The organism is Rhodospirillaceae bacterium, from assembly GCA_016712715.1.
In the GTDB taxonomy this organism is placed as follows: domain Bacteria; phylum Pseudomonadota; class Alphaproteobacteria; order Dongiales; family Dongiaceae; genus Dongia.
In genome coordinates this window covers 1,587,974-1,600,458 of record JADJQM010000001.1, presented here as the reverse complement: position 1 = coordinate 1,600,458, position 12,485 = coordinate 1,587,974, and the positions used below count along the sequence as shown (strand labels likewise).

The 12,485-nt window shown below is 60.2% G+C and carries 10 protein-coding genes, 1 tRNA gene and 2 pseudogenes; 7 read left to right on the top strand and 6 right to left on the bottom strand.

Translation table 11 applies throughout. From position 1 onward, the window contains the following. Positions 1 to 3: 3 nt before the first annotated feature. Positions 4 to 1,431 (top strand): annotated as a pseudogene (locus tag IPK59_07805) (C69 family dipeptidase). Between the two features lie 28 nt (positions 1,432 to 1,459). Here the strand turns inward: IPK59_07805 and IPK59_07800 are convergent. Next, positions 1,460 to 1,768: a hypothetical protein gene (locus IPK59_07800; GenBank protein MBK8158662.1), complete on the bottom strand. Its 309-nt coding sequence runs from the start codon at positions 1,766 to 1,768 to the stop codon at positions 1,460 to 1,462. 340 nt (positions 1,769 to 2,108) lie between these two features. Between IPK59_07800 and IPK59_07795 the strand changes: the two genes are divergently transcribed. Then, positions 2,109 to 2,624, top strand: a complete 516-nt coding sequence (locus IPK59_07795; protein MBK8158661.1) for a hemerythrin domain-containing protein — start codon at positions 2,109 to 2,111, stop codon at positions 2,622 to 2,624. A 224-nt stretch (positions 2,625 to 2,848) separates the two neighbouring features. Beyond that, positions 2,849 to 3,791 (top strand): annotated as a pseudogene (locus tag IPK59_07790) (dihydrodipicolinate synthase family protein). 17 nt (positions 3,792 to 3,808) lie between these two features. Here the strand turns inward: IPK59_07790 and IPK59_07785 are convergent. Next, complete coding sequence (locus IPK59_07785) at positions 3,809 to 4,789, bottom strand: NAD(P)-dependent oxidoreductase (protein MBK8158660.1); 981 nt, start codon at positions 4,787 to 4,789, stop codon at positions 3,809 to 3,811. 17 nt (positions 4,790 to 4,806) lie between these two features. Further along, the gene (locus tag IPK59_07780; GenBank protein ID MBK8158659.1) at positions 4,807 to 5,808 is read right to left on the bottom strand and encodes a LacI family DNA-binding transcriptional regulator; all 1,002 of its coding nucleotides are present in this window, start codon (positions 5,806 to 5,808) and stop codon (positions 4,807 to 4,809) included. 391 nt (positions 5,809 to 6,199) lie between these two features. On the opposite strand from IPK59_07780, the gene IPK59_07775 reads away from it, so the two are divergent. The 4 genes from IPK59_07775 (at position 6,200) to IPK59_07760 (ending at position 10,071) form a co-directional block, all read left to right on the top strand. Next, positions 6,200 to 7,087 carry a sugar-binding protein gene (locus IPK59_07775; protein ID MBK8158658.1) on the top strand — a complete coding sequence of 296 codons (888 nt, stop codon included), beginning with the start codon at positions 6,200 to 6,202 and terminating at the stop codon, positions 7,085 to 7,087. Between the two features lie 136 nt (positions 7,088 to 7,223). Further along, positions 7,224 to 8,759: a sugar ABC transporter ATP-binding protein gene (locus IPK59_07770; GenBank protein ID MBK8158657.1), complete on the top strand. Its 1,536-nt coding sequence runs from the start codon at positions 7,224 to 7,226 to the stop codon at positions 8,757 to 8,759. After that, entirely contained in the window at positions 8,756 to 9,724 is a 969-nt protein-coding gene (locus IPK59_07765) for an ABC transporter permease (protein MBK8158656.1), read from the top strand. The genes IPK59_07770 and IPK59_07765 overlap by 4 nt, the downstream gene beginning before the upstream one ends. A 95-nt stretch (positions 9,725 to 9,819) precedes the next feature. After that, the gene (locus IPK59_07760; protein ID MBK8158655.1) at positions 9,820 to 10,071 is read left to right on the top strand and encodes a hypothetical protein; all 252 of its coding nucleotides are present in this window, start codon (positions 9,820 to 9,822) and stop codon (positions 10,069 to 10,071) included. 67 nt (positions 10,072 to 10,138) lie between these two features. On the opposite strand, the gene IPK59_07755 is transcribed toward IPK59_07760, so the two are convergent. From IPK59_07755 to IPK59_07745, 3 genes are all read right to left on the bottom strand, one after another. Beyond that, complete coding sequence (locus IPK59_07755) at positions 10,139 to 11,005, bottom strand: hypothetical protein (protein ID MBK8158654.1); 867 nt, start codon at positions 11,003 to 11,005, stop codon at positions 10,139 to 10,141. Between the two features lie 4 nt (positions 11,006 to 11,009). After that, positions 11,010 to 11,729, bottom strand: a complete 720-nt coding sequence (locus tag IPK59_07750) for a hypothetical protein (GenBank protein ID MBK8158653.1) — start codon at positions 11,727 to 11,729, stop codon at positions 11,010 to 11,012. A 482-nt stretch (positions 11,730 to 12,211) separates the two neighbouring features. After that, a tRNA-Val gene (locus IPK59_07745) sits at positions 12,212 to 12,286 on the bottom strand. Positions 12,287 to 12,485: the final 199 nt, after the last annotated feature.

Genomic DNA, 12,485 nt, shown 5'->3' with positions numbered 1-12,485 from the left:
ACGATGAGCTATGGACTCTATATCGGCAAGAACCGGACGGCGGACGGGATTGCCTATCTCGCGGGCTATGGGGATGAACCATCGAGCTATTGGCTTGAGATCGTGCCGCGTTAGCAGCATGTATCTGGCAGTACCATCACGGTAGGTGTGACGCCGGAAGCCGATCTGCCGGGTGTGTTGAGCGCGATCCCTCAGGTGGCTGAGACTTTCCGGCATATCCGGGTCAGCTACAGCTACTACAAAGGCGTGCCCTCGCCGCTCACCAATGGTGGGTTGAACGAGCATGGTGTCGCCGTGCGTGACATCTGGTCGACCTCGCGCGATGAGCTCATCGCCATGACGCCGACATCCCAGACCGGTCCCAATTATAGCGATCTGGCGCGGTTGGTCCTGGAACGCGCGCGCAGCGCCAGCGAGGGTGTCGATCTTATTGGCGCCCTCATCGCGCGCCACGGCTATGCCGATTACGGCGGCAATTCGCATATCATTGCCGATGCCAAGGAGGCTTGGGTCGTGATCGAATGTGCCGGCGGACAGGGATTGTGGGCAGCCGAGCGGCTGGGGCCGGACAGCATCCGCGCCTCGCGCCCCGGCTATATCGGCAGGATTCCGGTGGACCAGCCAGACCACCCGGATTTCCGCTATTCGGATAACCTGGTTTCCTTCGCCGTTTCACAGGGTTGGTACGATCCAGCCGGCAAACAGCCGTTCGACTTTCATGCGGCTTATGGCGACGGCAAAGGCCGTTGGGCCGGTGTCCAGTGGATCGAAGCGGAAATGGAACGGCGCGCGGCAGCACCGAGCAAGATCCGCATCGAGGACATCTTCTGGGCGGTGCGCACCGAGAAGCTGACAGGTGACACCGCCGGCTATGGCCAGGTCGTTCCCCTGCAGGATCCTTCGCAAGCCGCGTTACGGGTGTTGTGGCACACCCAGGTCGGTGCCATCGCCGCCCCCTTCGTGCCGGTCTTCATGGGCGTGACCGACGTGCCGGAAGAGTATCGTCAGCATCGTTATCTCACAGCAGGTGAATCGGCGCGCTTCCTCGATCTGCGCCATGGCGCGGCGCAGGCGTCCAGTGTGCCGCAGGGCATCGAGTCAACCCGCGCGGCCACCTATGTTTTCAAACGGCTGCTTTATCTGATAGCGCAACATGACGAGCTCTTTCGCCCCGAGGTGACCGCCGTTTGGGAGGCGGTCGAGCATCGGCTTCTGCTCGCTCATTCCGAAGTGTTCGAGACCGCGCTGACCCTGTTCGAGGCCGGCAAGTCGCAACTCGCGACCGCCTTCCTCACCTACTATTGCCGGACGGAACTGCTCTCCGCCCTCGATCTCGGGGACACGCTGGCGCAAAGCCTGGATGCCCGCACAAGGGCGCTGTTCGGATTCAGCAGCGACCATTTGCCGAGATCAGCGCAACAGATCTGGTGAGACGTTCAAAGGTGCGGCGCTGTCGCACCTACTGCACGGAATATTGCACCTGAACTCGGTCGTTGAGCGCGAAGACGATGCAGTCGAACTGGGCCCGCTCCTTGCATTTGGCCAAAGCCAGCTCCCGGTTGTCGCCACCACAATTGCCGGTCGCACAATAGGAGAAGCCCCAGCCGCGTCCGTCCGGTGAGACCGCAAAAGTGCCCGTGCCGGATCCCATTGAAAGCAGGTAAAATTGATAGCCAGCCCAGGCTTCCTGGCTCAGGGTGACGGCCGGCGTGAGGCCATCGCTTTGCGCAACTTGCAGGGCGAGCAACGGGCCCAGGAACCATTTCATCGCTGGTCAGGCCCACAGCGGAAACGACTGCTGCGGTTGGTCAGAATGATCATCGGTCTCATCGCTAACGAGCGTTCCATCTGTCGCCTGCTGTTTCAGCGGAGACCGGCACTGTAACGCGATTGATGCGTGTAGTGTCAAGGCAATCGATGATTCAACGCCACCGCCATCATCCTGTTGCAGGGCCGTTATCGTAATCGTTAACGATGCGACGCCTTAGGCCCGACTTCGCCACCAGTTGTCGGAATTTCCCCGGCTCGTTCTGCGTTATGGAACAAGCCGCGAAGTCCTCGGTTCTCGCCTGGACAACCCAAACCGATCACGGCAAAGGAAGCAATCAATGACACAAGTATCTAGCAGCACGACAACCGACATCAAGGCGCGGGCCAAGACAGCAAAATCCCCGGACGCCATCAAGCTGCTTAAGGCGGATCACGCCGAGGTTGCGGCGATGTTTGAGAAATTCGAGAGCGGTCGGATGACGGCCGCGCGCAAGCAGAAGCTTGCCGAGGAGATCTGCGCGGCGCTTAGCGTGCATGCCCAGATCGAAGAAGAGATCCTTTATCCTGCGGCGCGGGAGGTTCTGAAAAAAAGCGATATGGACATGGTTGACGAAGCCGAGGTCGAGCATGGTTCGATCAAGGAACTGGTCGCCGCCATTGAAGCCGACAAGGAAGGCGATATGTTCGCGGCCCGGGTCCATGTCATGGGCGAATGGGTCAAGCATCACGTGAAGGAAGAAGAGACCGAGTTCTTCCCGAAACTGAAGAAATCCAGAATGGATTTGGCGGAGATCGGCGCGCGCCTCGCCGAACGCAAAGAAGAACTGATGGCGGAGACGGCCGACAAGCCCTGATCGCTCAGGCGGGTGTTGGGTGGCCAGGAGTGGGCGAAAGCCCGCTCCTGGCCTATTCGCGTGGGTGAGCGTCGGCGAGAAAGGCTTGCCGGGGCCGAAATCCAGGCAATCGGACCAGACCGGATCGGCCGATAGGTGGGCACCGTCGCAACGCACGTCATTTGTTGCCTTTGGGGGGCGGATGGCCTTATTTGAGGACCTTACCTCAAACAGGAGAAGCCAGCGTGACCGCCAATATCTTCCGGGGCTGCATTCCCGCCCTGATGACGCCCCTGCAAGGCAGACCGTACGCCCGATTTTGACGCCTTGGTGCAAAAGGGGCAGGAACTGACCAAGGCCGGCATGTCCGCCGTCGTTTACTGCGGGTCGATGGGCGATTGGCCGCTGCTGACGGATGAACAGCGCATGGAAGGTGTCGAACGTCTGGTGAAGGCCGGCATCCGCGTGATCGTCGGCACCGGTGCCCAGAACCCGGCGCGGGCGGCAGCGCTCGCCGCCCATGCCAAGAAGGTCGGCGCCCATGGCCTGATGATCATCCCGCGCGTCCTGTCGCGGGGCCCCTCGGTCGCCGCCCAGCGCGCGCATTTCGCCGGCATCCTGGAAGCGGCGGTCGATCTGCCCTCGGTCATCTATAACAGCCCCTATTACGGCTTCGAGACTAGGGCCGATCTCTTCTTCGAGCTGCAGGCCAAGTACAAGCACCTGGTCGGGTTCAAGGAGTTCGGTGGCGCCGAGTCCTTGAGCTATGCAGCTCAGCACATTACCGGCCGCGACAAGTCGCTGACCCTGATGGTCGGCGTCGACACGCAGGTGTTCCATGGCTTCGTCAATTGCGGTGCTGCCGGCGCCATCACCGGCATCGGCAACGTGTTGCCTGGGCAAGTGCTGCATCTGGTCAGCCTGTGCGAGCGGGCGGCGGCCGGCGATGCCACGGCGCGGCAGCACGCGTTGGAGCTCGAGAAGGCCCTCTGGGTACTCTCCAGTTTCGACGAAGGCCCCGATCTGGTGCTGTTCTACAAATACCTGATGGTGCTGGAGGGCAGCCCGGCCTTCACGCTGCACTTCAACGCGACCGATGCCTTGAGCGACAGCCAGCGAAACTATGCCGAGAGCCAGTTGAAGCTGTTCAAGAGCTGGTATGCGACCTGGTCGGTCGGCAAGAAGTAAACCCCCTCTTCAAACGCTCAGCCGGGATACCAAACCTTACGGGGATCATCGGCTGGGCGTTGATAGGACCAGGCGGCGTCGATCAGCCTCGGCAGATCGTATTGCGGTCGCCAGCCGAGTTCGAATCTGGCGCGGCTGTTGTCGAGCCAGGTCGAGTGGTAGCGGCTCTCTATGTCGATCGACGGCAGGCCGCGGGTCTCCTTGAGATAAGTCACCACCTCGCCGTAATCGACCGGCACATCCATGGCGATGTTGTAGAGCCGGCCTGCGGCAGTCGGATTGTCGAGGGCCGCCAGGATGGCCGCGACCAGGTCATCGACATGGACGAAGTTCCGCTTCAAGGGGCGCCCATGGGCGTCGCGCAGCAGAGGTACGGTGCCGTCCCGGCGGCAGGCGGCTGCTACCTCCGGCGGCACCATGGTCTTCCAGTCGGGTCCGCCGAAGAGATCGTCGCCGAAGCTCAGGCTGTAGCGAAAATCGTCCTTCTCCATGATCCAGGGCGCGCGCAGGCAGCAGGTGTTGATGCCGTACTGGATGCGGAACTGCTCCAGCATCACTTCCTCCAGCACCTTGGAGAGCGCATAGCAGCCGGGATAGGCCCGATGTGGCGTGCTTTCCGTGATCGGCCCGTCATGTTCGTAGAAGAAATGGCCGATCCCGGCATCGCCACCGATGAGAATGAACTGCCGGGCGGTGGGTGACTGGCGGAAGGATTCAAGCAGCCAGAACAGGCCCTTCACGGTGACATCCATGACCGTCTCGGGCACTTCCTTGCAGGTCGCGAGATGCACCACATGGGTGACGCCTTCCATGGCATGCGCGACGCTGGCGCGGTCGGCGATGTCGCCCTTGACGCTCTCGACCCGGTCATGGGGGGCGAGGCTGCGGTTGTGGCACAGCGCCCGGATCCGGGCCCCTGCCCAGCGCGGGTCGCGCAGCAATCCGGCGATCAGCGAAGCGCCGACCTTGCCGGTGGCCCCGGTAACCAGCAGCAGCATCTTATCCTCCTGTGACGTCAGTCTTGATTCACGACGGATGCGCGCTCGACCAGCGGACATTCGACCTTGGTCTGTGCGGGGCGTCTTTCGGGCCGACCGGCATGGTCGACCAGATATTCGGCAGCGAGCATCCCCATCTCGAAATGTGGCAGCAGCATGGTGGTGAGCGGTGGGCGCATGAACTGGGCGATCTCGCGATCATCATAGCCGATCACCGCGACGTCCGCGGGGATGCGCAGGCCCAGTTCCTTCAGCGCCTCGAAACAGCCCAGCGCCATGAGGTCGTTGGCACAGAAGATCGCCGTGGGTGGCTTCTTCAGCTTCATCAGGGCATGGGTCTGTTCATAGCCGGCCGAAGGTTCCCAATTGCCCGGCCGCACGAGCGTGGCGTCGAACGGAATCTCGTGACTGGTGAGCGCCTGGCGATAGCCCTTGAGGCGGTCGCGCATGGCGTCCATCCACACCTCGCCTTCGATGAGGCCGATCCGCGTGTGGCCGGCGCTGATCAGGCGCTCCGTCGCCGCGCGCCCGCCCAACATCTCGCCCGGTGCGATCGACGGCAGCGAGCGATCGGCCGCGTAGCAGTTGAGGAGGATCGTGGGTAGATTGGCAAAGGCCGGCGACGGCGTGATCGCGCGCGTCTGGATGGTGCCGTAGATGAGGCCGAGCATCGGCTGGTTGCGGAACTGCGCCAGGGCGGCCTGTTCCATTTCGGCATCGCCACGCGTCACCGCGATGCTGACGGTGAGGCCGAACTCCCAGGCCTTCTCGCGGACACCGTCAAGGGCGATGGCGCACCAGGGATCGGTCGACATCTCGTCGACCATGAAGCCGATGACCGTCGCATCGGTGGTCGAGGGACGGGCCGGGCCACGCCGGATCAGGCGATAGCCGAGTGCCTTCGCGGCATCCAGCACCCGCTGCCGGGTTTCGCTGGAGAGGCGTGCCCCCATGGCGTCATTGAGCACCAGGGACACGGTTGTCTGCGACACGCCGGCAAGCGCTGCGATGTCGGTCATGGTGGGGCCGCGCTGGGTCGAGCCACGCTGGCGGTTGACGGAAGGGGAGGCCTTCTGCTGCGCCGCAGCGGGTTTCCGGGGTGGCTTCTTGACGGCGTTCATCGGGACCTTATCGGCCGTAACCAGCTTGATTCAAAAGACATTGCCGTACCATCCCCCCGCCCAACATCATGCGCATATTAGCAGATGCAACATATTGTTTTTACTGATTTTTGATTTGTATGATATTTCCGGTTGACGAGATATTAGCACCGGTGGAACACTCTTGAAAAGCGGCGCATAGAACGCTCGCGGACGACCCGTCACCAAACAATCTCAATGGGAGGTACTCGTGAAGATCATCATTTCAGCAGCCGTCTCGATTGCCCTGGCGCTGTCGGCCTCGCAGGCGATGGCGCAGGAGAAGAAGCAGCTGGCATTTGTCGTCAATGCCGCCTCCGATTTCTGGAAGCTCGCGGAAGCCGGCGTGAAGAAGGCGCAGGCAGAATTGCCGAATTATGAGCTGCAGTTCAAATATCCCGCACAAGGTACGGCCGCGTTGCAGAACGCACTGATGGACGATCTCGTCGCCGCCGGCACCGATGCCATCATGATTTCCTCGGTCGATCCCAAGACCTCGATCGATGCCTTCAACCGCATCGCAGGCCAAGTGCCGCTGTTCACCACCGATAGCGACGCGCCGGACAGCAACCGCATCGCCTATCTCGGCTCCTCCAACACGCTGGCCGGGGTGCAGGCCGGTGAGGTGGCGGTGAAGGCCTTGCCGGGTGGCGCCAAATGCATGGGCTTCGTCGGCTTCCTCGGCGCCGACAATGCCAAGGAACGCATTGCCGGCTTCAAACAGGCGGTGGAAGGCAAGGGGATCGAGCTCGTTGACGTACGCGGCGACGATGTCGATTTCGCCCGGGCCCGCAGCAATGTCGATGACGTGCTGGCCGCCAACCCGGAAATCAACTGCATGGTCGGGTTCTATTCATACAACCCGCCCAAGATCTATGAAGCGCTGCAGGCTGCCGGCAAACTGGGCCAGATCACGGTCATCGCCTTTGACGAAGACCCGATCACCCTGGGTGCGGTGAAGGATGGCAGCTTTGCCGGCACCGTCGTGCAGCAGCCGTTCGAATGGGGCTATCAGGGCATGAAGCTGATGGCCGCCTACCTCGAAGGCGACAAGTCGCAGATCCCGGCCGACAAGCTGATCATCGTGCCGACCAAGATCATCGACAAAGGCAATGTCGAGGAATTCGAAGCCAATCTGAAAGCGACCCTCGGCAAGTAAGCTCCCACTGATTTGCCGAGCGGATGTGCTGGCGCGTATGGTTCCACGCGCCAGCACCCTCTTTGCAACCGCCCCCCCTTGCAGACCCACTTGGCATTGATCACTATTGCGACGGCATGTGCGGGGCGAACGCGCGATGGCTGACCCGTTCCTGCGACTGACCGACATCACCAAGACCTATCCCGGGGTGACCGCCCTGTCGAAGGTCTCGCTCTCCGTCGCTCCCGGCGAAGTCATCGGGCTGGTGGGGGAGAATGGTGCCGGGAAGTCGACGCTCATGAAGATCCTGGGCGGCGTCGTGGAGCCCAGTTCCGGGCAGATCCATGTCGATGGCGTGGCACGCGCGGCACTCACCGTGCCGGATGCAATCCTGGCCGGCATTGCCTTCGTGCACCAGGAACTCAATCTGTTCGATAATCTGGACGCCGCGGCCAATGTCTTTATCGGCCGCGAGCCGCTTTATGGCGGGCCGCTGCGGCTCATCGACCGCAAGGCGCTTTATGCGCGGGCCAAGCCCTATTTCGAGCTCCTCGATGTCGACTTCAAGCCGGACACGATGGTCTCCGATCTCTCGATCGGCCAGCGGCAATTGCTCGAGATCATCAAGGCGCTGTCGCTGGATGCGCGGCTCATCATCATGGACGAGCCGACCTCGAGCCTGACCTTGAGCGAGACCGAGCGGCTGCTCGGCATCATCGCGGACCTCAAGGCCAAGGGGGTGAGCGTCATTTTCATCTCCCACCGGCTCAACGAACTCACCGAATGCGCTGACCGAGTGATTGTGCTGCGCGACGGGCATGTCGTCGGGCATCTCGACAAGGTGCATGTCACCCATGGCGAGATGATCCGCCTGATGATCGGCCGCGATCTGAAATCGCTTTATCTGCCGCCGGCCAGTCCGCCAGGCGCCCATGTGCTGGAGATTGCCGAGGCGCGGACCGAGACCTATCCGGATCATCCCGTGTCGCTGCAGGTGCGGCGAGGTGAGATTCTGGGGCTGGCTGGCCTCATCGGCGCGGGCCGGACGGAGTTGGCGCGCACGATATTCGGCATCGACAAGCTGCTGGGCGGGCAGATCCTGCTCGACGGCGCGCCGGTCGAGATCAGGACACCGCGCGAGGCGATCGCGCAAGGGATCTTCCTGGTGCCGGAGGATCGCAAGCGGTCAGGCCTGCTGCTCGACATGTCGATCGCGGAGAATATTTCGCTGCCCGATCTCCTGGCCTATGCCAGCAACGGTCTGGTGCAGGATGGGCGTGTGACCGCCAATGCCGAACAGCAGCGCCAGCGATTGCATATCCGGGCACCAAATGTCGGGACCGAGACGGGGTCGCTGTCTGGCGGCAACCAGCAGAAGGTGGTGCTGGCGAAATGGCTCTCGATGAAGCCGCGCCTCCTCATCTGCGACGAGCCGACGCGCGGCATCGATGTGGGTGCCAAGACGGATATCTACCGCATGCTGCGCGACCTCGCCGATGCGGGTGTCGCCATCCTGATGATCTCCAGCGACATGGAGGAGGTGATCGGTGTCAGCGACCGCATCGCCGTCATGCATGAAGGGCGCATCAGCGGCTTTCTCGAACGCGCCGATTTCAACGAACACAATGTGCTGCAACTGGCCGTCGGCCACAGGACCACGCTGGGGACAATCGGGGGGACCACTACCGCATGATCAAGAAAGATATCGGCCTGCTCATCCTCATCCTGGTGGTGGGCACGGTGGTGGCGCTCATCAACCCCTTGTTCCTGTCGCCGATCAATCTCGGCAACACGGCCAATCTGGTGGGGCTGTTCGGCCTCTTTGCCATCGGCCAGGCCTTCGTGATCATCACCGGCGGCATCGAATTGTCGGTGGGCTCGATCATCGCCCTGCTGGGCGTGCTGTTCGTTGACCTCATGGTGACCTATGAGATGGCCTGGCCGGCGGCACTCCTCCTCATGCTGGTGCTGGGCATGCTGTTCGGCCTCATCCACGGTCTCCTCATCACGCGGATGAATTTGCAGCCCTTCATCGTGACCCTCTGTGGGTTGCTCATCTATCGCGGGGTGGCACGCTTCTACACGGCGGATGCCACCGCCGGCTTCGGCTTCGGCGTGAGCTTCCCGACGCTTGAATGGCTGACCACCGGGCGCCTCTACGGCGTGCCCCATGCCTTCATCGCCATGCTGGTGGTGGCCGCCATCATGTGGGTGGTGCTGCACCGCTCGGTCTTCGGGCGCTATCTCTATGCGGTCGGCAAGAACGAGGAGGCGGCGCGCTATTCCGGCATCCCGACGAAGCAGGTGATCGTCGCAGCCTATGTGATCTGCGGGTTGCTGACCGCGATCGCAGCCATCTTCTTTGCGATGTACACCCGCTCGATCTCCCCCTCATCCCACGGCAATTTCTACGAACTCTACGCGATTGCCGCGGCGGTGCTGGGCGGCTTCTCGCTGCGCGGTGGCGAAGGTTCTGTGGTTGGCGTCGTGCTGGGCGCCATCCTGCTCCAGGTCTTGCAGAACCTGGTCAATCTGCTGGGCATCCCAAGCTCGCTCAACTTCGCCGTGATGGGCTCGGTCATCCTCATCGGCGTCCTCGCCGACACCCAATTCGCCGCCTACCGCAAGCGCCGCGCGGCAAAGCGGAGTGTGGGGTAGCGATTGCCCGACTGCCTGCGCCCCAAGATGCTATGATGGCCGCGCCCGCGATTTATGGCGGCGCGTGAGATCTGCATTTTTGATGGGATATTGTAATGAATTGGATAGAGAAGATTTCCGGCTGCTTCAGCCGTGCCGATGGTGCGTTTGCCGGCAACCCGATGGATGACAAGCGCGCGAAGACCCTGCGTGCCGATCTGATGAAGGCCGGTGTGAGCTGGAACGACGTCGAGAAGGAATTCCAGGAGTACCAGGAAGGCGAGGGCGCGCCCGCAGACCAGATCGCCACGGAAATGCGGAAGGTCGAGAAGTTCTTCCGGTTGAAGCTGTCGAAGTCGAGCAGGTAGCGACGTGCGGGGAATGGGAGCGAAACGGACTAGGATGGAGTAGAAAATTATCTCTGTATTGTTGCCACTATGGCTTCGCCTTCGCGACCTCTGGCTGATACCGCTTCTTAAGCATCGGCGTCACCTTGAACTCTTGAATATAGGGGCCGTGCTTGGCCTTATCCATCAGGCGCCAATATAGATGCTGGACATATTCATCCTTGATCTCTACCGGCTCGTCATAGCGATAGAGGGTCGGTATCTCTTTGGTGGGCGTCGAGACAAACGTCTTGCGTTGCTGACCCAACAGATAGGTCCAAATTGCGATACGAATGTTGTTCAAGAACTCGCATATTGTACTTGAATGGTAGTGGAACACGTCATCATGGAACTGTTCCCAAAACTCTTCGAAGATCATCAAGGCCTGCATCTGGTCAATCTTGACGTTGTTGCGCTCTAGAATGTCACAGAAGTCACGACCGCATCCCGTTAACCTCGTGAAGTTATGCTTGGCGATATTGCCACATATCTTCAATAGCTCGTGCATTGTCATTTTGAAGTCAGCTTCAAGGCCGATGGTCGGAAACCATATCTTTTCAAATTGAACGTTGGTGGTGAGCCACGCTTGAAACTCTGCTGTCACGTTGGTTAGTGGAACAATGCGTTTGTCCATTTCGAACTGGGGCGCTGCGCATATCGCCTTGAGGCAATCGAGATAGTTGTCGTGCGGAGTCTTCTTATTGATGAACTGCGGTGACAGGAAATCGACTAAGAGGATGTTGAAGTAGGTGCTGTGCGCGCTCGTTTGAAATCTCACCTCTTTGTTTGGATCTTCGCCGAGGATGCGAAGCATGTCATTGTTGACCATGCCGTCGATCATGTCCCAGATCACGGTCAAGAAGATGACCTCCAGTTCCATGTCGTTGAAGTCGGGCAGTTGAGGCGCTTTTGCCATGACACTATAGCCCCTGGCGCAAGGCATGAATGCGTTGCTCTAGGCCAAGCAGCTTATAGCGTTCCGTGAATACATTCGCGAAAATGAACAGACAGCAGAGACCCATCCTTGCTAGGCTTTTGAGGGCGTTGTCCAGTGCCAGGCCATCACCTTGCAGATAGACTTGCTGCAAGATGGTTTCTTTCTCGCCTTCTTCCATCGTGAGGGCGCCCGTGACGCTGCGTTCATTCGGGTGGGCGCCAAAGTCAATACACTCTTGATAGAAGCGTTCATATAGGTCTGCCGCCTTGCTATCTTTGGCGTGAATGCTTGCGACGATATCGGCCTGCTTGAAGCGATTCTTTGACGCTTTCATTGCGGCGTCATCGTCGTGGCGTTTTAGCCATATCTCGGCCAAGTCAGCGTGAGAGTGAATATGAAGGCCGTAAGATGCTTGCTCCAACATCGCTCGACACATGACGAATGTCTCGACTGTTGCGCCTGCCATGGCATGTCCTGCGGCTGTCTTGAAAGCGGAGTGACAGCGGAGCAGGAGAAGCGCTGCCACTTGGCTTTTGTTGTTCGCAAGATTCTCACCGATCGTATGGAAGCAGGCATCGATTTCGATGAGCTTCGCAACCGCCAGCTTTTTATGAACGAAGGTCGCGAACTGATTGCCACGTACAGTGTCAAAGAACGCCGTCAGCTTGTCAGTGCCCCAATCGGGTGGTGTCTGTTCAGCCATCGTCTTGCTCCTCATTAATTACTAAACAATAAATGACGCGATAAGTGCCGACCAGAATTTTGTGCGACGATTAATAAAGACTATTTGATTGCATCATATGCGATACGCGCTCTGGCGAGGTTAGCTAGCTTGATGTAGCGATGTGGTGCTAAGTCGGGCGTCCAATCATGATTGGAGCTTCGCAACGAGTGTCGACAATAGCGCGGATTATCCGCATCCACGTTTGGTGGCTTTCGAATTCACCGCTAGCAGCTTGTCGGCGCGCTTCGCCGCGATCAGATTGGGTCATCGCTGTACTGATCGCAGAGCAGTTTAGCGCAACGCAGGATCTCGCTGGGTAAGGTCGTTGTGGTGACACTGGCGGTGAACGGCGTTGGAACGGCTACACAGGCTTTGGTACCGGTTGCTGCCGTGTTCCGCCTGATCGTTCTGATATCAAGCGATCTCTTTCTCGAAGAGATGCCGAGTTTCAAATGGCAAAATGGTGGGCGGTACAGGGATTGAACCTGTGACCCCTACCATGTCAAGGTAGTGCTCTCCCGCTGAGCTAACCGCCCGCCTGACCTGCGACCTGTCCCGCCTGGAGTCCGGGGGTGGTGCGCGCGATCGGGCTTGTCTGGGATGGCCCGATCAATCGGCGGGTCGGCAAATAGCATCCTCCCCCACGGAAGGCAAGCGTTCGAATGGGCGGGATTGCCTTTTTCCTGATTTCCGTTGGCTTTCAAAGGACATAGGCCTGGCGAAAAAGGGCCGGAA

Coding starts and splice junctions, on each gene's coding strand:
- IPK59_07755 (MBK8158654.1), bottom strand. CDS start 11,005: ATGGCAAAAGCGCCTCAACTGCCCGACTTCAACGACATGGAACTGGAG.
- IPK59_07760 (MBK8158655.1), top strand. CDS start 9,820: ATGAATTGGATAGAGAAGATTTCCGGCTGCTTCAGCCGTGCCGATGGT.
- IPK59_07765 (MBK8158656.1), top strand. CDS start 8,756: ATGATCAAGAAAGATATCGGCCTGCTCATCCTCATCCTGGTGGTGGGC.
- IPK59_07775 (MBK8158658.1), top strand. CDS start 6,200: ATGGCGCAGGAGAAGAAGCAGCTGGCATTTGTCGTCAATGCCGCCTCC.
- IPK59_07770 (MBK8158657.1), top strand. CDS start 7,224: ATGGCTGACCCGTTCCTGCGACTGACCGACATCACCAAGACCTATCCC.
- IPK59_07780 (MBK8158659.1), bottom strand. CDS start 5,808: ATGACCGACATCGCAGCGCTTGCCGGCGTGTCGCAGACAACCGTGTCC.
- IPK59_07800 (MBK8158662.1), bottom strand. CDS start 1,768: ATGAAATGGTTCCTGGGCCCGTTGCTCGCCCTGCAAGTTGCGCAAAGC.
- IPK59_07785 (MBK8158660.1), bottom strand. CDS start 4,789: ATGCTGCTGCTGGTTACCGGGGCCACCGGCAAGGTCGGCGCTTCGCTG.
- IPK59_07750 (MBK8158653.1), bottom strand. CDS start 11,729: ATGGCTGAACAGACACCACCCGATTGGGGCACTGACAAGCTGACGGCG.
- IPK59_07795 (MBK8158661.1), top strand. CDS start 2,109: ATGACACAAGTATCTAGCAGCACGACAACCGACATCAAGGCGCGGGCC.